Source organism: Catellatospora bangladeshensis (assembly GCF_016862575.1).
In the GTDB taxonomy this organism is placed as follows: Bacteria; Actinomycetota; Actinomycetes; order Mycobacteriales; family Micromonosporaceae; genus Catellatospora; species Catellatospora bangladeshensis.
The window spans coordinates 1-21,296 of sequence record NZ_BONF01000059.1; the positions used below are offsets into that span (position 1 = coordinate 1).

The window sequence follows — 21,296 nt, forward strand, 5'->3', positions numbered from 1 at the left end:
CGGCGTTGGTGTCAAGATCTGCGCTCCAGCCCCAGATCTTTTCACGAAACACTGATCTTCACGGGTCGGCTGCGGTTGAGGCGCGGGCAGCGGTGGAATGTGTACACAAAGTTGTACACTTACGCGTGTGCTGATCGAGACGTTGTCCGTGCGTGAGGCGCGGGAACAGCTGCCCACGGTGCTGGAACGCTTCCGCAACGGGGACCGCACCCCGGTGGGCGTGGGGTCGCACCGTAAGACCGAGGCCGTCATGGTGCCGGTCGAGGTGTTCGACGAACTCATCGCGGAACGGGCCCGGTCGGTCATGCAGGCCGCCGCGTCCGTGCGGGCCGAAGGCCTGGTCGTCGAGGCTGACGTCGAGGCGATCACCGAACGGTGGGCCCGTGGTGAGATCAGCACGGCGCAGATGCGGGAACAGGTGCGCCGTCTCTACGACGCCCCGTGAACCACGACCCGTACACCGACCCGGTCAGCGGCGTTCTCCGCAACCGCCTCGGCATCACTGACGAGGAACGTCTGCGGCGAGCCGAGGCCGGCCTGAGTTTCGCCGCACTCGCGGATCTGGGCACACGCACGCTCCCGGGCGGTTACGACCTGCCGCACCTGCGGGAGTTTCACCGCGAGATCTTCGGCGACATCTATCCGTGGGCGGGTGAGATCCGGACGGTCGGCATCGCCCGGTCCGACCCCTTCTGCCTGCCGCAGCACATCGAGTCGTACGCGGAAGAGGTGTTCGGGGCGCTGGCCAAGGAGCGATTCCTCCGCGGCCTCGCCCGGCCCGGCTTCGTCGACCGGCTCACCCACTTCTTCGCCGAGGTCAACGCCATCCACCCGTTCCGTGAGGGCAACGGGCGTGCGCAGCGCGCCTTCTTTCGGCAGCTCAGCAGGGAGGCGGGCTGGATGCTCGACTGGTCGGGCATCGACCCCGACGCCAACGTGGAGGCGTCGATGGCCTCGCTGCGCGGTGACCTCCAGCCGCTGCGGAGCCTGCTCGACGGCCTGGTCGACCGCTGACCTCGATCAGGGGAGTGCGGTGGGCAGGTCGAGGAGGAGGAAGTGTTCCGGGCCGAGGAACGAGGTGATCTCGGCGACGTGGTCGTCGCGCAGCGTGAGCACGCAGATCGACCACGCCTCGTACGGCCCGTCGGTGTCGAACGGCCGCAGGTAGCAGGCCACCGCCGGCTGGCCGTTGGCGGTGACCGCCCGATGCCGCCACTCGCCGCAGGTGCTGAGCGGCTGGGCCACGGCGAAGTCGGTGACCGCGGCCAGCCCGCGATACCAGTGCGGCAGCGGCGGCATGGACCAGGTCACGTCCTCGGTCAGCAGCGCCACCAGCGCGTCGGCGTCCCCGCTCTCCAGCGCGGCCGCGTACCCGTCGACGAGGCGCCGCACCCGGGCGTCGCCGATCTTGCGGAGGGTCTGCTGCTGGCTGCGCGCGGGCACCTTCTCCGCCACGATCCGGCGGGCCCGGGCCAGTGCCGAGTTCACCGACGTCACCGAGGTGTCCATCATCGCCGCGATCTCGGCCACGGTGAATCCGAGCACCTCGAACAGCAGTAGCGCGGCGCGCTGGTTGCCCGGCAGGTGCTGCAGCGCGGCGACGAACGCCAGCTCGACCGCCTCGCGCTGCTCGTAGCGCGCGCCGGGCCCGGCCGGCCCGGCGGGCAGCCCGCCGTCGGGGTACGGCCCCAGCCAGGCGATGTCGTTGCGTGGCGTGTCGCCGGGCACCGAGCGCTCGCTGGACGGGCCGAGGTCGACCGGCAGCGCCCGGCGCCCGCGCGCCGCGATGACGTCGAGGCAGGTCCGGGTGGCCACGGTGTAGAGCCAGCCGCGCAGCGAGCTGCGCCCCTCGAACCGGGGCAGCCCGCGCCAGGCGCGCACCAGCGCGTCCTGCAGGGCGTCGTCGGCGTCGTGCGCCGAGCCGAGCATCCGGTAGCAGTGGGCGTGCAGCTCGGCCTGCAGCGGCGCGACCAGCCGGGTGAACGCGGCGTCGTCCCCGGCCTGGGCGAGGGCCAGGTCGGTGTCGCCGGGCGCTCCGGCTACCGGAGCCTGGTCACCCGCCGAGGAAAGTTTCCCCACGAGCGACGATTCTGCCGCACGGGTCCGGTCCTTATCCCGTAGGAGTGACGATGACCTGCGAGGAGACGCCATGACGGAGACCGTACCCGTGACCGCCGACATCCTGGAGGTGCCGGGCGCGTCCCTGCACTACGAGCTGCGCGGGTCAGGCCCGCTGGTGGTGCTGGTGGCCGCGCCGATGGACGCCCGGTCGTTCGAGCCGCTGGCGGACCTGCTGGCCGCCGACCACACGGTGCTGACCACCGACCCGCGGGGCATCTTCCGCAGCCGGGTCGCCGACCCGGACGCCGACGCGACGGTGGAGCTGCGCGCCGACGACATCGCCCGGCTCATCGCGCACGTGGACCGCGGCCCGGCGGCCGTGCTGGGCAGCAGCGGCGGCGCGGTGAGCGTGCTGGCGCTGGCGCAGTTCCATCCGAAGGCGGCGCACACCGTGATCGCGCACGAGCCGCCGCTGGACGAGCTGGTCGAGGACCGGGAGGAGCTGCGCGCGCGTACCCACGAGATGATCGCGACCTATCGCTCGGGGGACACCCGCGGCGCGTTCCGGCAGTTCCTGGCGATCGCGAACATCGAGCTGCCCGACGAGGTGTTCGAGATGATGGCCGGCGGCGAGCGGGACGCGCAGTCGGTGGCCGACGAGCGCTTCCAGTACGAGCACATGCTGCTGCCGACGGTGAGCTTCGTGCCCGACACGGCGGCGCTGCGGGAGGGGCCGGTGCGGGTGGTGGTCGGCATCGGCGAGCAGTCGGCCGGGCAGCTGTGCGACCGCACCTCGCGGGCGCTGGCGGCGGAGCTGGGTGTCGCGCCGACCATGTTCCCGGGTGACCACGTCGGCTTCGCGCACGACCCGGCGGCGTTCGCCGTCCGCCTGCGCGAGGTGCTCGCCTGACCGAGTCGAACGGGGGCGGGCCGGGCGGGTGACCCCGTCCGGCCCGCGGGTCAGCCCAGGGCCCGGAGCGCCGGGATGATCGTCTCGCCGTACGCGGCCAGCGTGTGGTCCATGTCGTCGTGCTGGAGGTACACGGCGAACTGGTCGACGCCCAGCTCGCGCAGCCGGGTGAGCTTCTCGATGTGCGCCTGCGCAGGGCCGAGCACGCAGAACCGGTCCACGATCTCGTCGGTGACGAACTCGGTGTGCACGTTGTCGGCGCGGCCGTGCTCGGCGTAGTCGTAGCCCTTGCGGTCCTTGATGTAGTCGGCCAGCACGTGCGGCACCGCGCCGTGGTCGCCGTAGCGGGCCACGATGTCGGCGATGTGGTTGCCTACCATGCCGCCGAACCAGCGGGTCTGGTCGCGCTGGTGGGGGAGGTCGTCGCCGACGTACGCGGGCGCCGCCACGCAGAACTTGATCTCCGATGGGTCGCGTCCGGCCTGCTCGGCCGCCTGCCGGACGTGCTTGATCATCCACTCGGCGATGTCCAGGTCCGCCAGCTGCAGGATGAAGCCGTCGCCGACCTCGCCGGTCAGCTTCAGCGCCTTCGGCCCGTACGCGGCTACCCAGACCTCCAGCGCCGAATACTCCTTCACCCAGGGAAAGTGCAGCTCGGCGCCGCGGTAGACGGCCTGGTGCCCGTTGGCCAGGGCCCGGATCACGCCTACCGCCTCGCGCAGCTCGGCGATGGTGCCCGGGGGCAGGCCGAGGGTGCGCCGGGCGGAGTCGCCGCGGCCGATGCCGCAGACGGTGCGGTCGCCGTACAGCTCGTTCAGGGTGGCGAAGGTGCTGGCGGTGACGGTGACGTCCCGGGTGCCGGGGTTGGTCACCATCGGGCCGACGATCACCTTCTCCGTGGCGGCGAGGATGGCGCTGTAGATGACGTACGGCTCCTGCCACAGCAGGTGCGAGTCGAACGACCACACGTGGCTGAACCCGTACCCCTCCGCGCGCTGCGCCAGCTCCACCACCCGCCGGGCGGGCGGGTCCAGCTGGAACACCACTCCGATGTCCACTTGTGCGCTTCCTTTCAGCTGTGGGGACGACGGCGGGGGTGGCGTTAAGAAGGGCACCTTCTTCTACACATAGCGTTAAGAAGGTGCCCCTCCTTTCAGAGGAGGTAGGTGGAGAGGCCGCGGCGGAGGTAGCGGCCGTGGCCCTTGCGGCCGTGGAACTCGCCGCCGGAGACGAGCACGGTGCCGCGGGAGACGACGGTGTCGACCTTGCCCGCGATCTGGTAGCCCTCGTAGGCGGAGTGGTCCATGTTCATGTGGTGGGTGGCCACGCCGATGGTGGTGCGGGCGTTCGGGTCGTACACCACGATGTCGGCGTCGGAGCCGGGGGCCAGCACGCCCTTGCGGGGGTAGAGGCCGAACATGCGGGCGGGGGTCGTGGCGATGGTCTCGACCCAGCGGGCCAGGGACAGCTTGCCGTCGACGACACCCTGGTAGAGCAGGTCGACGCGGTGCTCGACGCCGCCGATGCCGTTGGGGATCTTCGAGAAGTCGCCCAGGCCCAGCTCCTTCTGCTCCTTGAAGCAGAACGGGCAGTGGTCGGTGGAGACCACGGCCAGGTCGTTGGTGCGCAGCCCGCGCCACAGGTCGCGCCGGTGCGGCTCGGCCTTCGAGCGCAGCGGCGTGGAGCAGACCCACTTGGCGCCCTCGAAGCCGGGCGCGCCGAGCTGGTCCTCCAGGGTGAGGTAGAGGTACTGCGGGCAGGTCTCGGCGAACACGTTGCGGCCGGTGTCGCGGGCCGCGGCGACCGCCTCCAGGGCCTGTGAGGCGGACAGGTGCACGATGTAGAGCGGGGTGTCCCCGGCGACCTCGGCCAGCGAGATCGCCCGCCGGGTCGCCTCGGCCTCCAGCTCGGCGGGCCGGGTCAGCCCATGGTGGATCGGCTCGGTCTCGCCGCGGGACAGGGCCTGCCCGATCAGCACGTCGATCGCGATGCCGTTCTCCGCGTGCATCATGATCACAGACCCGTTCTCGCGGGCCTTCTGCATCGCGCGCAGGATCTGCCCGTCGTCGCTGTAGAACACGCCGGGGTACGCCATGAACAGCTTGAAGCTGGTCACGCCCTCCGACTCGACGAGGGAGTCCATGGCCTTGAGCGACTCGTCATCGACCCCGCCCATGATCATGTGGAAGCCGTAGTCGACGTGGCAGTTGCCGTCGGCCTTGGCGTGCCAGGCGGCCAGGCCGTCGGGCACCCGCTCGCCGGTGCGCTGCACCGCGAAGTCGATGATCGTGGTGGTGCCGCCGAAGGCCGCCGCCCGGGTGCCCGACTCGAACGTGTCCGACGCGAAGGTGCCGCCGAACGGCAGCTCCATGTGCGTGTGCACGTCCACGGCGCCCGGGATGACGTACTTCGCGGTCGCGTCGATCACCTGGGCGCCCTCGACCGCCGGAGTGTGCTCCGGCGCGAACAGGCCGGCGATGCGCTCGCCCTCGACCAGCACGTCGGCCGGCTGCGCGCCGCTGGCGGAGACCACGGTCCCGCCCTTGATCAGCAGATACACCGGGTGCTCCCTCAGCCCTGGGTGAGCGGGCCGTAGGCGTCTGGGCGGCGATCGCGGTAGAACTGCCACCGGTCGCGCACCGTGGTGAGCAGCTCCATGTCCAGGTCCCGGACGATCAGCTCGGGCTGGTGCGGGTCGCCGGTGTCGCCGACGAAGCGGCCCTCCGGGTCGGCGAAGTACGACGTGCCGTAGAAGTCGTTGTCGCCCAGGTCCTCGATGCCGACCCGGTTGATCGCGCCGACGAAGTACTCGTTGGCCACCGCCGAGGCGGGCTGCTCCAGCTGCCACAGGTACGACGACAGCCCCCGGCTGGTCGCCGACGGGTTGAACACGAGCTGCGCCCCGTTCAGGCCGAGCGCGCGCCAGCCCTCGGGGAAGTGCCGGTCGTAGCAGATGTACACACCGACCTTGCCCACGGCCGTGTCGAACACCGGGTAGCCGAGGTTGCCGGGCCGGAAGTAGAACTTCTCCCAGAACCCCTTCACCTGCGGGATGTGCGTCTTGCGGTACTTGCCCAGGTAGCGGCCGTCGGCGTCGACCACCGCGGCGGTGTTGTAGAGGACGCCGGGCTGCTCCTGCTCGTACATCGGCAGCACCATGACCATGCCCAGCTCGCGGGCCAGCGCCTGGAAGCGCTCGGTGGTCGGGCCCGGGACGGACTCCGCGTAGGCGTAGTACTGCGCGTCCTGGACCTGGCAGAAGTAGGGGCCGTAGAACAGCTCCTGGAAGCAGATCACCTTGGCGCCCTGCGCCGCGGCCTGGCGCGCGTACTCCTCGTGCGCCTTGATCATCGATTCCTTGTCGCCGGTCCAGGACGTCTGGACCAGGGCGGCACGGATGACGGACATAACGGCACCTCCTGCTGAAACGCCGGGCTCTCAGATAACCAGCCGGAGTGCCCCGTTACGCTCCGACGTGCCGGATAAAACACCATAATCTCTCTGAATCCGCGCGGCGGCGAATGACTGCCGGACGAAGCCGCAGGTCGCCGCGCTGGGGGCAGCGAGCGGCGGCAGATTGGCGGAGAATCCCCGGTCATGACACGGGGGCGAGCGCAACTGCCGGAGTGGATGGACAAGGACATCCCCACCCATCGCACGACGCTGTTCTGGAAGATCAGCCAGTGGCTGGACCGCCGGTTCTGGTGGGGCGGGGTGCGGCGGTGGCTGACCAGGCGCACCCGGCTCTCGCGGCGCTTCCCGAAGACGGCCGCCCTGATCGCCTGGGTGCTGGCGCTGGCCATCGCCGGCTGGATCGGCTACAAGATCATCGAGTACTACAACCTGATCATGGCCGGCCTCGTCTGACGGGAAGCCGCTCGCGCTGGGGAGGAAGCATGCGCCGCGCCATCGCGGGCCTGGCCGGGCTGGCGGCACTGTCCGCGCTCACCGGCTGCGGGAGCCCGCCGTCCGCACAGCGGCGGCCGGACGACGTCGCGCGGCTGGCCGCCGAGGTCCTGCCCGTCATCGACGAACTCGATGTCAGCACCTACCTCGACGAGGGCTCGATGTGCCGGTGGCTCGTCTACCCGCGTGGCGACTTCCGGGAGGGCGGATGTGCCACGTCCGCGGAGCGGTTCAGCGCGTTCGACGACACCGCTCGCGCCGACTTCGACCGCGTCACCGCGGCGATGCGGGCGAGCGGCGTCGACACGCACCGCTTCGAGGCGTCGATCTCCAGCGCCGGTGCCGTGGGTGACGCCCGCTTCTGGCTGGAGGACAGCTCGATCCAGTGGAACTGGTTCTACCTCTACGACCCGCAGGACGCGATCACCAAGAACCGGCACGAGGGCAAGCCGTCGTACGAGCGGATCAGCGACGGCTGGTGGCTGATGACGGAGGTCGACGACTGAGCCCTGGCCGGCGCGCCAGTGATCGGAGTCTCGTGTCGAAACCTGTGTCCAGCTGCACTTTTCGACACGAGGTGGCGATCTTGGCAAAGGGGCGGCGCGGGCGGGTGGCCGACGTGGCTCGGGAGAACGGGGTATTGCCATGTGCTGATGTGACGGCTGACACTCGGGCATCGTCGAGCGCCAGGAGGGGCAGCCATGACGGATCCCGCGCAGACCATCGACACCGATGCCGCACGACTCGCCGAACTCGGCTACAAGCAGGAGCTGCGCCGTGGCTGGAGCGGCTTCTCCAACTTCGCCATCTCGTTCTCGATCATCTCCATCCTGGCCGGGTGCTTCACCACCTTCGGCCAGGCGTGGATGAACGGCGGCCCGATCGCCATCTCGTGGGGCTGGCCGATCATCTCCGCGTTCATCCTGATCATCGGGTTCTGCCTGTCCGAGCTGGTCTCGGCGTACCCGACCGCGGGCGGCATCTACTGGTGGGCGGCCAAGCTGGGCAAGCCGGTGCACGGGTGGTTCACCGGCTGGTTCAACCTGATCGGCCTGATCGCGGTCACCGCGTCGGTCGACTACGGCTGCGCCACGTTCCTCAACCTGGTGCTGGCCAACACCGTGCCGGGCTGGGAGGGCAGTTTCCAGCAGGCGTTCTACCTGTTCCTGGTCATCCTGGCGCTGCACGCCCTGATCAACGTCTTCGGTGCCCGGATCATCAACCGGCTGCAGGACGTCTCCGTCTGGTGGCACGTCTTCGGCGCCGCCGTCATCGTCGGCATCCTGATCTTCGTCCCGGACACCCACCAGAGCCCGTCGTTCGTCTTCGGCGAGACCATCAACGCCAACGGCTTCCTCGACGGCAGCACCTCTGGCCTGGGTTTCTGGCTGTACGTGCTGCCCCTGGGCGGGCTGCTCACGCAGTACACGATCACCGGGTTCGACGCGTGCGCGCACGTGGCGGAGGAGACCCGCGGCGCCGCGCTCAACGCCGCCAAGGCACTGTGGCGGTCCATCTTCTACTCCGCGATCGGCGGCTGGATCCTGCTGCTGGCGTTCCTGTTCGCGGTGCAGGACGCCGACGCGGTCACCGGCGGCTACGGCTTCGTCGGCGTGCTGCTGCAGGGCGCGCTCTCGTCGGGCTTCTTCAAGGCCGTCATCATCATCTCCACGGTCGGGCAGTTCTTCTGCGGTATGAGCTGCGTGACCAGCATGTCCCGGATGATGTACGCGTTCAGCCGCGACGGCGCCGTGCCCGGCTGGCGGCTGTGGACCCGGCTGGACCGCAACGGCACCCCGGTCTGGGCGGTGGTCGCCGGGTGCGTCGCGGGCGGCCTGCTCACCCTGCCCGCCCTGTACCAGAAGAACGGTGCCCCGATCGCCTTCTACGCCGTGGTCTCGGTCGCGGTCATCGGCCTCTACCTGGCCTTCCTCATCCCGATCATGCTGCGCCTGAAGGCGGGCGACAGCTTCGAGCCCGGCCCGTGGAACCTCGGCCGCCGCTACAAGGTGCTCGGCTGGATCGCCTCCATCGAGATCATCGTGATCTCGCTGTACTTCATCATGCCGACGGTGCCCGCCGGGGTGCCGTTCAGCGACGGGTTCGACTGGGCGGCGGTCAACTACGCGCCGCTCGCGGTCGGCGCGGTGCTGCTGCTGGTCGGCGTGTGGTGGCTGGCCTCGGCCCGCAAGTGGTTCACCGGCCCGCGCCGCACCGTCGACCTCCCCGCCGGGGTCGCCACCGCCGACGCCCCGGTCGCCGCTCTCGACTGAGCCGCTTCGCGCAGCCGTGGGCCGGTCACCCCACCGAGGTGACCGGCCCACGGCGGCGTCAGCGCAGGGTCACCGCTCCCGGCGTACCCTCCCGGTGGGTCCGGTCCAGGGCCGTCACGTAGTAGGTGACCTGGCCGACCGGCGGGGGCGCGGGGTCGGTGAAGGTGCGCCCGCGCACCGTGCCGAGCAGATTCCGGGCCGCTTCGATGCCGCACCCGGCGCCGTCGGCCAGGTATACCGCGTAGTAGGCGGGGGAGCCGGACGCCGCGTTCCAGTTCAGCTTGACGCCGCCGGTGACCCGGCTCGCGGTGACCGCGCCGGGGGCGCCGGGCGCCGTCCCGCTGATCATCGGGGAGGCGGGCACCAGCGCGGGATTGGCGTGGAACTCGGTGCGCAGCCGGTCGGCGAAGCCCAGCCGGTTGTCCAGCAGCTCCTCGATGGAGTAGTAGATGTCCCCGGCGACGTCCGGGTGCTGCCGGTTGAGCAGCAGGTGGTCGGGCATCTCGGCGGCGTCGGCCCAGTTCGGGTCGGTCGTCGTGCCGATCTTGTAGGCGGCCTGCCCGATGTAGAGCTGCACCCGCGTCCCGGCGACGACCTGCGACCACCACGGCACCAGCACGTCGTACGCCGCCGCGGGGAACCCGATCGTCCAGTAGATCTGCGGCGCGATGTAGTCGATCCACTCCTGCTTGACCCACCGGCGGGTGTCGGCGTAGATGGCGTCGTAGGACTGCAGGCCGGTGGTGGCCGAGCCGAGCGGGTCGGTGCCCTGGTTGCGCCAGATGCCGAACGGCGAGATGCCGAACCGGACGTGCGGCTTGGCCTGCTTCACCCGCGCCGACACGGCCTGCACGAAGGCGTCGACGTTGGCGCGCCGCCAGTCGGCCAGGGTCCGCCCCGCGCCGTACGCCGTGAACTCGGCGGCGTCGTCGAAGTCCTGCCCGGACACCGGGTACGGGTAGAAGTAGTCGTCGAAGTGCACGCCGTCGAGGTCGTAGCGGGTGACCGCGTCCATGATGGCGTCGACGGAGTGCTGCCGGGCGGCGGGCACCCCGGGGTTGTAGTAGAGGCGGCCGTCGTACGTCTCGATCCAGCCCGGGTGGGTGCGGGCCGGGTGCCCGGCGGCGAGCCGGCTCACGTCGGGTTGCATGGACACCCGGAACGGGTTGAACCAGGCGTGGAACTCCAGGTTGCGGGCGTGCGCCTCGGCCACCGCGAAGCCGAGCGGGTCGTAGCCGGGGTCGGCGCCCTGGGTGCCGGTGAGGTACTGCGACCACGGCTCGTACGGCGACGGCCAGAACGCGTCGGCGGTCGGCCGGACCTGCACGAACACGGCGTTGAAGCGCAGCGCGACCGCCTCGTCGAGCAGCGAGCGCAGCTCGGACTGCTGCTGGGCGGGGCTGAGCCCGGACGCCGAGGGCCAGTTGATGTTCAGCACGGACGCGATCCACAGCCCGCGCAGGGCGCGCTTGGGCGCCGGGCCGAGCGGGCAGCCGTCCGGCGCGGTCGGCGCGGCGGACACCGCGGGGTCCTCGCTGGCCTCCGGCGCGGGCCGGCCGCATCCGGCCGCGGCCAATGTGGCCGTGACCAGCAGTGTCACCATGATCTGCCTGGCTCGCACGGCGCCTCCCGTCGTCTGTCGCGCCGCACCGCGACGCTGTGTCGGAAAGTTTCGCAGGAAGAATCTTCCCGGTAAAGATTTACCGATCTCCGGATGTCGATTCGAGACACGCGGGTGTGGTCCGTGGTCCGATCAGCGGATTCGGTCGGTGCTGCGTGTTAGATTCGCCGCGTTATAACCTCGACCTCCCGCATACCAGACGAAGCGCCCGAGAAGTACCGGGCGCTGTCCGCATTGGCGCGTTGCGGGAGGCGAAAGAGCCCACAGTGGGCTCGCACAGCCTCACCAAGGAGTATCTGACATGGCTGTCGGCACCGTGAAGTGGTTCAACGCGGAAAAGGGCTTCGGCTTCATCACCCCGGACGGCGGTGGGTCGGACGTGTTCGCGCACTTCTCCGCCATCCAGTCCTCCGGCTACCGGAGCCTCGAGGAGAACCAGCGGGTCGAGTTCGAGATCACGCAGGGCCAGAAGGGCCCCCAGGCCGCCAACATCCGCCGGCTCTGACATAACCCACGGGTACGCGGTGGGCGAACTCCGCTCACCGCGTACCCGTGCCGGTTCCGGCTCGGCCGCGGCTACGTTGGACACATGCCACGGCTGAGCTACGAGCGCTACTGCGACGAGGTGTCCGCCCAGACCGCGCTGCTGCGTGAGGTCCTGCCAGGCGACGACCTCTCGGCACGGGTGCCGACCTGTCCCGACTGGACCCTGGCCGACCTCGTCCGCCACATCGGCGGCAACGTGCACACCACCGACGCCGTCGTGCGCGGCGACGCCGGGGCGGCACCGGCCGCGCCCGGCGACCGCAGGCGCGTCGGCGTGCCTGACACCGACGACCCGGCCGTGCTGACCGCCTGGATGCAGGACGGCGCCGACGCGTACGCCCGCACCCTGCGCGAGCGCGACCCCGCCGCACAGGCCGAGATCTTCGGCCTGCCGGACTCGCTGCTGTTCTGGGCCCGCCGCGCCGCCTGCGACATCCTGCTGCACCGCGCCGACGCGTCACTGACCACGGGCGCGGGCTACACCGTCGCGCCCGACCTGGCCGCGGACGCGATCGACGAGTTCCTCGGGATCGTCACCGACCCCCGCATCAACGAGAAGGTATTCGGCCGCCTGCCGGAGCTGTACGGCCCGGCGCGCAGCATCCACCTGCACGCGACCGACACCGACGAGGACGTCGCGGCCGAGTGGCTCATCGAGCTGGGCCCGGACGGGGTGAGCTGGCGGCCCGGCCACGCGAAGGGCACCGTCGCGGTGCAGGGACCGCTGACCGAGCTGCTGCTGATCCTCTACCGCCGCCTGCCGCTGGACCGCGACCAGGTGCACGTGTACGGCGACCGCGACCTGATCGACGGCTGGCTGGACCGGATCTACATGGGCTAGCAGGTGGAGTGCAGCAGCGCGCCCACCCGTACGCCCGCGTCGGCCAGCAGGTTGTAGACCCGCATCGCCTCCCGCGTCTCGGCGATGTGCACGTCGACGCCGCGCGCGGCGAGCAGCTGCTCCGTCTCCGGCATGACCTGCAGCACCAGCTGCTGCCCTCGCGACAGCACCACCGTGGTCGCGCCGGCCGCGAGCAGCGGCTCGACGTCGGCGGGCTGGATGCCGGGGGAGTGCTGGGTGCCGGTGACCCGCCAGTCCCACTCGCCGCCCCCGCCGGGGTGCAGCATGGCGTCCTTCACCCTGCCGACGCCCTCGATCTCGATCTCGCCCCACGACAGCGACAGCACCTTCGGCGATCTCTGCTCGGCCATGTCCGGCATTGTGGCACGATGCAGCCCTGCCGCCGTACCCGCAGAAAGGCCGCGCCGTGACCGAGCAGCTCGCCCCACCCCGCCTGGAGCTGGAGATCTCCGGGCACGTGGCGACGATCCGCATCGCCAACCCGGCCCGGCGCAACGCGATGACCAACGACATGTGGTCGCGGCTGCCCGAGCTGCTCGACGGCCTGGCCGGCGACCCCGCGGTGCGGGTCCTGGTGCTCACCGGGGCGGGCGGCACGTTCTGCGCGGGCGCCGACATCACCGAGGTCGACCGGCTCATCGCCGACGGCGACCGGAATCTCGCCGTGCTCGCCGAGGAGCGGCTGTCCCGCTTCCCGAAGCCGACCGTGGCCGCGATCGAGGGCGACTGCGTGGGCGGCGGCTGCCAGCTAGCGGTCGCCTGCGACCTGCGCTTCGCGGCGGAGGGCAGCCGGTTCGGGGTCACCCCGGCGCGGCTGGGCATCATCTACCCCGCGCCGACCACGCGGCGGCTGGTCGCGCTGATCGGCCCGGCGGCGGCCAAGCACCTGCTCTACTCCGCGGAGCTGATCGACGGCGAACGCGCGCTGCGGGTCGGCCTGATCGACGAGCTGCACCCCGCGGACCGCCTCGCGGCACGGGTCGCCGCGTTCGCCGCGACGCTGGCGCAGCGCTCACTGCTCACCCAGGTCGCCGCGAAGGAGATCGTCACGATGGCCGGCGACGGCCACCACGACGACACCCGGGTCTCCTACTGGCACCGCCAGATGGCCGAGTCCGGCGAAGCCGCCGAGGGCATCGCCGCCTTCACCGACCGCCGCCCACCCGCCTTCCCCTGGTCCCCCCACTGACCCACCCCACCCCTTGATCGTCCACCGCCCCGCCCCTTGATCGTCCGACTTGCCTGGCAGTCGGGCGTATCTTGAGTCCGCATACGCCCATGTGCCTGGCAAGTCGGACGATCTTGGCCGCGCCGCGCCGCGCTACGACGGGGCGGATGCGGGGGCGGGGCGGGGGTGGCGGGCCAGGACCACGACGGTGGTGAGGGCCGCGATGAGCAGGGCGATCACCTGGACAGGGGCCGGGCCCAGCGGGGCCAGCAGAACCAGCACGATGGCCGCCGGGAACGCGTACACCACCACGCCCCGGTAATGCGGGCGGATCTGGAGCAGGAACAGGCTGGACAGGTACACCGCGACCGGCACCGCGACGGAGTACGCCGCGGCCCGCGCCGACACGTGCGAGACGTGGCTGTGGAAGTCGGCCATGGCGGCCAGCCCGGCCCCGACGGCCGCCGCCGCGGCGAGGATGAAGTAGTGCCCGTACCCCCAGCGGATGCCCGCCCGCAGAGACACCAGCAGGTCGTGCGCGGAGCGCTCGAAGTACAGCCACCACATGCTGAACACGATCACCAGCCCGGCCGCGGCCAGCCAGACCAGCGACGCGGCGTGGCCGGTGCCGAACGCGGCCTCGACGGCCAGCGTCGCCGACAGCACCGACTCGCCGAGCACGATGAGGGTGAACAGGCTGTACCGCTCGGCGATGTGGTGCGGGTGCCAGCGGGTGGGCGCCTTGCGCTCGGCCCACACGGGCACCAGCAGCTCGCATACCACGAGCACGAAGAACATCCGGAAGTCCCACGGTGCCGGCAGAAGCAGCCGCAGCACCCAGCCGGCCTGCACCAGGGCGATACCCCCGGCGAAGCGCAGCGCGGTGCCGCGGTGGGCCGGGTCCTGGGCGGCCACCCGCAGCCACTGGGTGACCATGGCCAGCCGCATCACCACGTACCCGAGCGTGATGAGCCGGAAGTCGCCGTGGTCGAACGCGCGCGGCACGCCCGCGGCCAGGATCAGCGCGCCCGCGATCTGGACCATCGTGGTAAGCCGGAACGGCACGTCGTCGGTGTCGTACGCGGACGAGAACCAGCTGAAGTTGACCCAGGCCCACCAGATCGCGAAGAAGACCATCAGGAAGCCGAGCACGCCCTGGCCGGTGTGGCCCTCGGTCACCGCGTGGTGCAGGCTCGCCGCCGCCTGGGCCACGGCGACCACGAAACACAGGTCGAAGAACAGCTCCAGCGGGGTGGCGGTGCGGTGCGGCTCGTCCGGCGAGCGGGAGGTCATCCGGCGGTACAGGACTCTGCGCGCAGCCTCGGCCATGCTCGCAGGCTACCGCCGGTGGATCATCGTGCGGGCCGGGGTCCGGGAAAGCCCTCGGGGCCCGGCGTGCGTGCGGCGCCGGGCCCCGGTCCACACCGGAGGGATGACGTCAACCGTATTGACGTCAGAAGATGGAAGCGCTCCCATTGTGGCCCGCGCCCACGTTCCCGTCAAGCCGGGGCCGTGGTCAGGCCGTCGCGACGGCGGGTTCGGGAGCGGGCCGTTCGGGCGAGCGCAGCGCCACCGTGCCGGGCACCACGAACACCGCGTACGTCGAGATCAGCAGCACCGCGACGGCGACCACGCCGAACGCGGGCAGTCCCACCGTCAGCGCGAGCACCGGCGCGGCGGCGATGGCGACCGGCTGGAGCGCGAAGTTGCCGATCGAGTCCAGCGCGAAGACCCGCCCCTGCGCCGTCTCCGGGAACTCGTTCTGCAGCGCGGTGTACCAGAGCACGATGAACACGCCGATCCCGGCCCAGGCCAGCACCTGCGCGGTGCACCACAGCGGCAGCGGCACCGGCAGCGCCAGGCAGGCCGGCAGCAGCGCGCACGGCAGCAGCACGTTCATCGCCCACAGGCCGGGCCGGGGGCTGCGGATGCGGGCGGCCGCCGCCGAGCCGAGCACCATGCCGAGCGAGGCGGACGCGCTCAGCCAGCCGTAGGCGGCCGGGCCGTAGCGGTCCAGGCTGACGATCGGCAGCAGCGCGTAGTTCGGTCCGAACAGGAAGAACACCTGGACCGTGCCCTGGATCATGATGACCAGCGCCCACGGGCGGCGGCGCACCTCGCGTACGCCCTGGCGGGCGTCGTCGAGCATGGCGCGCATGCCGGGCGTGGCCGCCTGGCCGCTGATCCGGGGCAGCCGCAGCCACAGCAGGGTGGCCAGGCTGACCGTGAAGGTGGCCAGGTCGATCAGCAGCGCGCCGCGCGGGCCGATCGCGGTGACCAGCGCGGCGCCGGCCAGCGCGCCGCCCGCCGCGCCGAAGCGCTTGGTGGCCGCGTCGAGCGCGTTGGCCTGCTGCCGCAGCTGCTCGCCGACGAGCTGGGGCAGGGCGGCGCGGTGCGCGGGCTCGTACAGCGCGGTGCCCATGCCGACCAGGCAGGCGGCGAGCATCGGCAGCCACAGCGGGCCGTACGCGCCGAAGACGAGCAGCCCCGCCACGCCGATCATGCGCAGCACGTCGGCCAGGGCCATCACGGTGCTGCGCGAGTACCGGTCGGCGATCACGCCGCCGGCCAGCAGGAGCAGCACGCCGGACACCGCCTCGGCCGCCAGCACCAGCGCGAACGCCTGCGCGCCGCGGGTCGGCAGCAGCAGCGCGGGCAGCGCCACCAGCGACAGCGCGCTGCCCACCACGCTGGTCACCTGGCCGAGCCAGAAGGCGAGGTAGCGGCGGTCGCGGAGCAGATCGGCCAGGGAACTCACGCCGGACATGGCAGCACGCCCCCTCACCTGGGATCAAGCGAGTTTCGGCTGGCCCGGACGGGTGAGCACGGTCGCGGTGAGGATGGACAGCGCGGCGAAGCAGAACATGGCCGCGGCCATCGGCACTCCGCTGGAGGCGCCGAGCGCGGCCACGATCGGCCCGGCGACCGCGCCGATGCCCGACTGCACCGCGCCCATCAGCGCGGCCGCCGTGCCCGCCATCTGGGCGTGGCCGTCCAGCGCCAGCGCGGTGCTGTTCGGGGCGACCATGCCCAGGCTGGCGATGTAGACGAACAGCATCGCCACCACGATGGTGAGGCTCTGCAGCTCCGCGCCGCCGATCATGAGCACGCCCGCCGCGACCGCGCCGATCAGCGCCGCGAACAGCAGCGTGCGGGGCGTGCTGCGGCGGCCCACCAGCCGCGCGTTGAGCTGCCCGACCGCGACCAGCCCCAGCGCGTTCAGGCCGAAGATCAGGCCGTACGCCTGCGCGGAGACGCCGTACACCTCCTGCAGCACGAACGAGCCGCTGGACAGGTAGGAGAACAGCCCGGCGAAGGTGAGGCCCTGCGCCGCGGTGTAACCCCAGAAGCGCCGGTCGCCCGCGAGCACCCGGAAGCCGCGGCCGACCTCGGCCAGCCCGCCGGTGCGGCGGCGCTCGGCGGGCAGCGTCTCGGGCAGGAAGCGCCAGCCCACCAGGACCATGATCAGGCCGTACGCGGCGAGCAGCGCGAACACGCCGCGCCAGCTGGTGAACTTCAGCACGAGCGCGCCGATGGTGGGCGCGACCACCGGCGCCACGCCGAAGACCAGGGTGAGCCGGGAGAAGAAGCGCGACGCCTCGGCCCCGGAGTAGAGGTCACGCACCACGGCCCGGGACAGCGCGATGCCGATGCCGCCCGCGAAGCCCTGCACCAGGCGCAGCGCGGTCATCACCTCGATGTTCGGGGCGATCGTGATCAGCGCCGAGGAGACGGCGAACAGCACCGTGCCCGCGATGATCGGCCGGCGCCGCCCCCACCGGTCCGACAGCGGTCCCATCACGAACTGGCCGAGCGCGATGCCGATCAGCGCGACGGTGAGGGTGAGCTGCACGGCGGCGGGGGAGACGCGCAGGTCGGCGGCGATGGTGGGGAACGCGGGCAGGTACATGTCGAACGACAGCGCGCCGAAGGCGGACATGCTGCCCAGGACCAGGATCAGGGTGATGCGGCGGTGAGGTGGTGCGGCGGTCACGGTCCTTACCCAACCACTTCGCGCGTACGCGAAGGCGGGTTTGTGACGGCCGTCATGGCGGGCGCGGTCAGCTCGTCCTCGACGAAGCGCGGGCGGGCGGCGGCCAGCCCGGAGATCGCCTGCACCACGGCGGCGGCGATGAGGAAGCCGAGCGGCAGCGTCCAGCCGCCGGTCGCCTCGTAGAGGATGCCGACCAGCAGCGGACCGAGCGCCGCGATCAGGTAACCGGTGCTCTGCGCGAACGCCGACAGCGCCACCACGCCCTCGCCGGTCCGGGCGCGCATCCCGATCATGGCCAGGGCGAGGGGGAACGCCGCCTGGCCGAGCGCGAGCAGGGCGACCCAGGCCAGCGCGCCGCCGTGCGGGGCCAGCGCCAGGCCGAGGTACGAGGCGATCATCGCGGCGGACATGATCAGCACCAGCGGCCGCAGGTCCCGCAGTTTGCCGGCCAGCGTCGGCATGAGCAGCGCGAACGGCACGCCGACCGCGGTCACCCCGGCCAGCAGCAGCCCGGCGTCGGTGGGCGTGAACGCCGCGTCCCGGAACATCTGCGCCAGCCAGCCCATGGTGGCGTACCCGGACAGCGACTGCGCGCCGAAGTAGATCGCCATCGCCCAGCCCAGCCGGGTCCGCCCGGCCCGCACGCGGGGCGCCGCCGCCGCGGCCCGCGCCGAGGCGTTCGTCCGCCGCAGCGCCGGGCGCAGCCAGGGCAGCACCGCCACCGCGGCCAGCAGCCCCCACACGCCGAGCCCGGCCCGCCAGTCGCCGAAGGCGTGCGCGACCGGCACCGAGGCCGCCGAGGCGGTGGTGGTGCCGAGGATCAGGGTCATGCTGTAGACGCCGGTCATCAGGCCCGGCCGGTGCGGGAAGTGCTCCTTGACCAGCACCGGCAGCAGCACGTTGGCGATCGCGATGCCGGCCAGCGCGATCGCGCTGGTGAGCAGGAACGTCCACGCCGAGCCGCTCAGTGCGCGCAGCAGCTGCCCGACGGCGAGCAGCGCCATCGCGCCGACCAGGATGCGGGCGGCGGGGAACCGGCGGGTGAGCCACGGGGTGGCCGAGCCGAACGCGGCGAACGCGAGCGCGGGCAGCGTGGTGACGAGCCCGGCGACCGTGCCGGACAGGTGCAGCCCCGTGCTCACCTCGTCGAGCAGTGCGCCGAGGCTCGTGATGGCGGCCCGGAGATTGAGCGCGACGAGCAGGATCCCCGCCATGATCAGCACGGTTGTGCGACGGGCGGGCACCGCAGCTTCTGTATCGGCGGCACGGGGTGCGATCATCTTCGACACGATCGGTGGTGCCTCGGCGGTGGCGACTGGCGGCGGCATACCTCCAATCGTAGAATCATGGGATGAATTTCGGACCGGAGATGTAAGCAATGACACTGCGCACCCCGTCGCGGCAGGGCCTCGTCCCCCAGGTGATCGAGCAGCTCCGTACGCAGATCGCCACCGGCGAATGGCCGGTGGGCAGCCGCATCCCCACCGAACCCGACCTCGTCGCGGCCCTCGGCGTGGGCCGCAACACGGTCCGCGAGGCGGTCCGCGCCCTGGTCCACGCGGGTGTGCTGGAGTGCCGCCAGGGCTCCGGCACCTACGTCACCGCCGCGCACGAGCTGACCGGTGTCGTCGCCCGGCGCCTGGCCGCAGCCGAGATCGCCGAGGCCGTCGAGGTGCGCCGCGCCTTCGAGGTCGAGGCCGCCCGGCTGGCGGCGGTCCGGCGTACCCCCGCCGACCTGGCCGCCCTCGATCAGCTGCTGGCCCGGCGCGAGGAGACCTGGCGCGCCGGGGACGCGGCCGCGTTCGTGGCCGCCGACGCCGACCTGCACGTCGCCATCGTCGCGGCCGCGCACAACGCCATGCTCGCCGAGCTCTACGCCTCCTTCGGCGGCGCCATGCGGGCCAGCCTCACCCAGCAGATCGGCGAGACCCTCACCCCCGACAAGTACGTCGACCACGACGACCTCGTCGAAGCCATCCGCGCCGGCGACCCCGAACGCGCCGCCCGCGCCGCCGGCGCCTTCCTCGAATCTGCCTAAAGAAGGAAGGGCACCTTCTTAACGGATTCCGTAGAGGAAGGGCACCTTCTTAACCCACGGTGCCGATCACAGGCCAGCGATGGTGGCGAAGGCCGCGGCCTGGGCGATGGCCTCCTGGTCGGGGGCGTTGCCGCGGGAGACCCACCACAGGGCCGCCTCGACGCGGCGGGCCGCGGCCCAGGCGGCCAGGCGGGACGGGTCCTCGCCGAGCACCTCGCCGACCAGGGTCACGCGCCGCCGCAGCACCGCCGCCGGGTCGGGGTGCGCGAACGGGTCGTCCACCTGCTCCAGCAGCGGCCACGGGTCGTAGCCCGGGTCGCCGTACATCGGCTTGGCGTCGATCACCAGCCACCGCTCGCGCCGCGCGGCGAGGATGTTGCCCGGGTTGATGTCGCCGTGCACCAGGACCTGGCGGGACGCCGTACGCGGCAGCTCGCGCAGCAGCCGTGCGCCGTGCGCGACCAGCCCGGGGTCGAACCCGGGGCGCAGCCGGGCCATGCGCTCCTCGACCAGGTCCGCCCAGTCGGCGGTCACGTCGCCGACCCGCTCGAACAGCGCGGGGTCCGGCACCGGTGCCGCCCACAGCCGGGTGAGCAGGCCGGCCGCGATGGTGAGCCGCTCCTCGGCGGGCAGGTCGGACTCGGCCAGGGTGGTCCCGGGCTCGGCCCGCTCCAGCAGCAGCGCGTGGCGGGCGGGGTCGTGGGCGTACAGCTCGGCGGCGCCGTGCCCGTGCCACAGCCGCATGGCGTCGGCCTCGCCCAGCATCTCCCGGTGCGGCCAGCTGATCTTCAGCACGGCGTGCCTGCCGTCCGGCAGCTCGGCGGGCGCCACCCAGGAGCAGGTGCCCCCGATCCACGGCGCGCCCAGCCGCAGCGACCATGCGTCGCGCAGCTCGGCGATCAGCGCGGGCAGCGACTCCAGCCAGGCGCGGCCCTCGGGCAGGTCGCCGATCGAGGCGACCACCTCCAGCGTCGGCGGCACCAGCTCGTCCGTCCGGGGATCGATCACCCGGGGCACGCTACCGGACGTGCCCGCCGGAATCAGGGTGCCGGTTCCTGGCCCGGTGACCAGGATCTGCGCCATGCAATCCGAGATCAGGCAGTACCACCAGCGGGGGGCGAGGCGTCCCGGCTGGCCGCCGGCACCGGGCGCACCGTGGCCCGCCGCCCGGACTGGATCGCCGTTTCGTGTCCAAACCTGGGGTCAAGCCACAGCTTGTGACACGAAACGGCGATCTTGGACGCGGGCCGGAGGCCGGCCGGGTGGTGCGGGTCTGGCTACGCTGCCAGGGTGGCGTCGAGGGTGATGTCGGCGCCGGGGGACAGCAGGCGGGAGATCGGGCAGCCGGCCTTGGCCGCCTCCGCCAGCTTCTGGAACTCCGCCTCGTCGATGCCCGGCACGGTGCCGGTGGTGACGAGGTCGATACGGGTCACCGTCATGCCGGCGTCGGTCTTGTCCAGGTGGACGTTGGCGTTGGTGACCACGGCGGTGGGCGGGAAGCCCGCGTCCGTCAGCTGCTTGGAGAAGGCCATCGAGAAGCAGCCTGAGTGCGCGGCCGCGATGAGCTCCTCCGGGTTGGTGCCCTCACCCTCTTCGAAGCGGGACTTGAACGAGTAGTTGCCCTGGAGGCCGCCCTTGCCGGTCGCGATGGTGCCGGAACCTTCGGTGAGCGTGCCCTGCCAGCGGGCCGTAGCGGTGCGAATAGGCATGGGCCCGACGCTAGCTCACGCGACCGCGCCGCGCGCACGTATGGCCCCCAATACGCGCGCCACGCGCTCGGGCGTGTCGCCTGTGCTGGTGTCGACCAGCAGATGCGGGTCGGCCCAGGGCTCCCGCCAGGCGGCACGGGGCGGCTCCACCGCGTTGATCGCGAGTTCGTGTCGGAACCTGTGGTCTGAGCTGAGGTTTGGACACGAA

22 protein-coding genes are annotated in these 21,296 nt (G+C 71.8%); 10 read left to right on the forward strand and 12 right to left on the reverse strand.

Annotation, left to right across the window (positions count from 1 at the left end; genetic code table 11):
* The first annotated feature begins 127 nt into the window (after window positions 1–127).
* Window positions 128–445 carry an antitoxin VbhA family protein gene (locus Cba03nite_RS36900; RefSeq protein WP_203756788.1) on the forward strand — a complete coding sequence of 106 codons (318 nt, stop codon included), beginning with the start codon at window positions 128–130 and terminating at the stop codon, window positions 443–445.
* Window positions 442–1,014, forward strand: coding sequence for a Fic/DOC family protein (locus Cba03nite_RS36905; protein ID WP_203756790.1), 573 nt, complete (start codon window positions 442–444; stop codon window positions 1,012–1,014). Before Cba03nite_RS36900 ends, Cba03nite_RS36905 begins: the two co-directional genes overlap by 4 nt.
* Window positions 1,015–1,020: 6 nt before the next feature.
* Here Cba03nite_RS36905 and Cba03nite_RS36910 read toward each other — a convergent pair whose 3' ends face one another.
* Window positions 1,021–2,079, reverse strand: a complete 1,059-nt coding sequence (locus Cba03nite_RS36910; protein ID WP_239126295.1) for a sigma-70 family RNA polymerase sigma factor — start codon at window positions 2,077–2,079, stop codon at window positions 1,021–1,023.
* 70 nt (window positions 2,080–2,149) lie between these two features.
* On the opposite strand from Cba03nite_RS36910, the gene Cba03nite_RS36915 reads away from it, so the two are divergent.
* On the forward strand, window positions 2,150–2,971 hold the full coding sequence (locus Cba03nite_RS36915; RefSeq protein WP_239126296.1) for an alpha/beta fold hydrolase: 822 nt from the start codon (window positions 2,150–2,152) through the stop codon (window positions 2,969–2,971).
* A 50-nt stretch (window positions 2,972–3,021) separates the two neighbouring features.
* On the opposite strand, the gene Cba03nite_RS36920 is transcribed toward Cba03nite_RS36915, so the two are convergent.
* The 3 genes from Cba03nite_RS36920 to Cba03nite_RS36930 all read right to left on the reverse strand — a co-directional run bounded on the left by Cba03nite_RS36920 (window position 3,022) and on the right by Cba03nite_RS36930 (window position 6,379).
* The gene (locus Cba03nite_RS36920; protein ID WP_203756794.1) at window positions 3,022–4,029 is read right to left on the reverse strand and encodes a TIGR03842 family LLM class F420-dependent oxidoreductase; all 1,008 of its coding nucleotides are present in this window, start codon (window positions 4,027–4,029) and stop codon (window positions 3,022–3,024) included.
* 95 nt (window positions 4,030–4,124) lie between these two features.
* Complete coding sequence (gene hydA, locus Cba03nite_RS36925) at window positions 4,125–5,531, reverse strand: dihydropyrimidinase (RefSeq protein ID WP_203756795.1); 1,407 nt, start codon at window positions 5,529–5,531, stop codon at window positions 4,125–4,127.
* An 11-nt stretch (window positions 5,532–5,542) separates the two neighbouring features.
* Window positions 5,543–6,379 (reverse strand): nitrilase-related carbon-nitrogen hydrolase, encoded by an 837-nt coding sequence (locus Cba03nite_RS36930; protein ID WP_203756797.1) that lies wholly within the window; start codon window positions 6,377–6,379, stop codon window positions 5,543–5,545.
* 189 nt (window positions 6,380–6,568) lie between these two features.
* Here Cba03nite_RS36930 and Cba03nite_RS36935 point away from each other — a divergent pair, with 189 nt between their 5' ends.
* From Cba03nite_RS36935 to Cba03nite_RS36945, 3 genes are all read left to right on the forward strand, one after another.
* A complete protein-coding gene (locus Cba03nite_RS36935; RefSeq protein ID WP_203756800.1) occupies window positions 6,569–6,838 on the forward strand; it encodes a hypothetical protein in 270 nt (89 codons plus the stop codon).
* A gap of 29 nt (window positions 6,839–6,867) precedes the next feature.
* Window positions 6,868–7,383 (forward strand): hypothetical protein, encoded by a 516-nt coding sequence (locus tag Cba03nite_RS36940; RefSeq protein ID WP_203756802.1) that lies wholly within the window; start codon window positions 6,868–6,870, stop codon window positions 7,381–7,383.
* 195 nt (window positions 7,384–7,578) lie between these two features.
* On the forward strand, window positions 7,579–9,150 hold the full coding sequence (locus Cba03nite_RS36945; RefSeq protein ID WP_203756804.1) for an amino acid permease: 1,572 nt from the start codon (window positions 7,579–7,581) through the stop codon (window positions 9,148–9,150).
* Between the two features lie 58 nt (window positions 9,151–9,208).
* Here the strand turns inward: Cba03nite_RS36945 and Cba03nite_RS36950 are convergent, their stop codons facing one another.
* On the reverse strand, window positions 9,209–10,771 hold the full coding sequence (locus Cba03nite_RS36950; protein ID WP_239126297.1) for a glycoside hydrolase family 10-like protein: 1,563 nt from the start codon (window positions 10,769–10,771) through the stop codon (window positions 9,209–9,211).
* Window positions 10,772–11,072: 301 nt separating this feature from the next.
* Here Cba03nite_RS36950 and cspE point away from each other — a divergent pair, with 301 nt between their 5' ends.
* Window positions 11,073–11,276: a transcription antiterminator/RNA stability regulator CspE gene (gene cspE, locus Cba03nite_RS36955; RefSeq protein ID WP_203756806.1), complete on the forward strand. Its 204-nt coding sequence runs from the start codon at window positions 11,073–11,075 to the stop codon at window positions 11,274–11,276.
* 84 nt (window positions 11,277–11,360) lie between these two features.
* Window positions 11,361–12,158 (forward strand): maleylpyruvate isomerase family mycothiol-dependent enzyme, encoded by a 798-nt coding sequence (locus tag Cba03nite_RS36960; protein WP_203756809.1) that lies wholly within the window; start codon window positions 11,361–11,363, stop codon window positions 12,156–12,158.
* Here Cba03nite_RS36960 and Cba03nite_RS36965 read toward each other — a convergent pair.
* Window positions 12,155–12,529, reverse strand: a complete 375-nt coding sequence (locus Cba03nite_RS36965; protein ID WP_203756811.1) for an Mth938-like domain-containing protein — start codon at window positions 12,527–12,529, stop codon at window positions 12,155–12,157. The genes Cba03nite_RS36960 and Cba03nite_RS36965 overlap by 4 nt on opposite strands.
* Before the next feature lie 56 nt (window positions 12,530–12,585).
* On the opposite strand from Cba03nite_RS36965, the gene Cba03nite_RS36970 reads away from it, so the two are divergent.
* Window positions 12,586–13,368, forward strand: a complete 783-nt coding sequence (locus tag Cba03nite_RS36970; RefSeq protein ID WP_203756813.1) for an enoyl-CoA hydratase/isomerase family protein — start codon at window positions 12,586–12,588, stop codon at window positions 13,366–13,368.
* A 132-nt stretch (window positions 13,369–13,500) separates the two neighbouring features.
* On the opposite strand, the gene Cba03nite_RS36975 is transcribed toward Cba03nite_RS36970, so the two are convergent.
* From Cba03nite_RS36975 to Cba03nite_RS36990, 4 genes are all read right to left on the reverse strand, one after another.
* A complete protein-coding gene (locus tag Cba03nite_RS36975) occupies window positions 13,501–14,676 on the reverse strand; it encodes a low temperature requirement protein A (protein WP_203756815.1) in 1,176 nt (391 codons plus the stop codon).
* Between the two features lie 187 nt (window positions 14,677–14,863).
* Window positions 14,864–16,105 carry an MFS transporter gene (locus tag Cba03nite_RS36980; protein ID WP_203756817.1) on the reverse strand — a complete coding sequence of 414 codons (1,242 nt, stop codon included), beginning with the start codon at window positions 16,103–16,105 and terminating at the stop codon, window positions 14,864–14,866.
* A gap of 33 nt (window positions 16,106–16,138) precedes the next feature.
* Window positions 16,139–17,341 (reverse strand): Bcr/CflA family multidrug efflux MFS transporter, encoded by a 1,203-nt coding sequence (locus Cba03nite_RS36985; protein WP_203756818.1) that lies wholly within the window; start codon window positions 17,339–17,341, stop codon window positions 16,139–16,141.
* A gap of 5 nt (window positions 17,342–17,346) precedes the next feature.
* Complete coding sequence (locus tag Cba03nite_RS36990) at window positions 17,347–18,621, reverse strand: MFS transporter (RefSeq protein ID WP_239126303.1); 1,275 nt, start codon at window positions 18,619–18,621, stop codon at window positions 17,347–17,349.
* A 98-nt stretch (window positions 18,622–18,719) separates the two neighbouring features.
* Here Cba03nite_RS36990 and Cba03nite_RS36995 point away from each other — a divergent pair, with 98 nt between their 5' ends.
* Window positions 18,720–19,379: a FadR/GntR family transcriptional regulator gene (locus Cba03nite_RS36995; RefSeq protein ID WP_203756820.1), complete on the forward strand. Its 660-nt coding sequence runs from the start codon at window positions 18,720–18,722 to the stop codon at window positions 19,377–19,379.
* A 66-nt stretch (window positions 19,380–19,445) separates the two neighbouring features.
* Here the strand turns inward: Cba03nite_RS36995 and Cba03nite_RS37000 are convergent, their stop codons facing one another.
* Both Cba03nite_RS37000 and Cba03nite_RS37005 read right to left on the reverse strand, forming a co-directional pair.
* Window positions 19,446–20,387, reverse strand: a complete 942-nt coding sequence (locus tag Cba03nite_RS37000; protein WP_203756822.1) for an aminoglycoside phosphotransferase family protein — start codon at window positions 20,385–20,387, stop codon at window positions 19,446–19,448.
* Between the two features lie 269 nt (window positions 20,388–20,656).
* Window positions 20,657–21,088 carry an OsmC family protein gene (locus Cba03nite_RS37005; RefSeq protein WP_203756824.1) on the reverse strand — a complete coding sequence of 144 codons (432 nt, stop codon included), beginning with the start codon at window positions 21,086–21,088 and terminating at the stop codon, window positions 20,657–20,659.
* Between the last annotated feature and the right edge of the window lie 208 nt (window positions 21,089–21,296).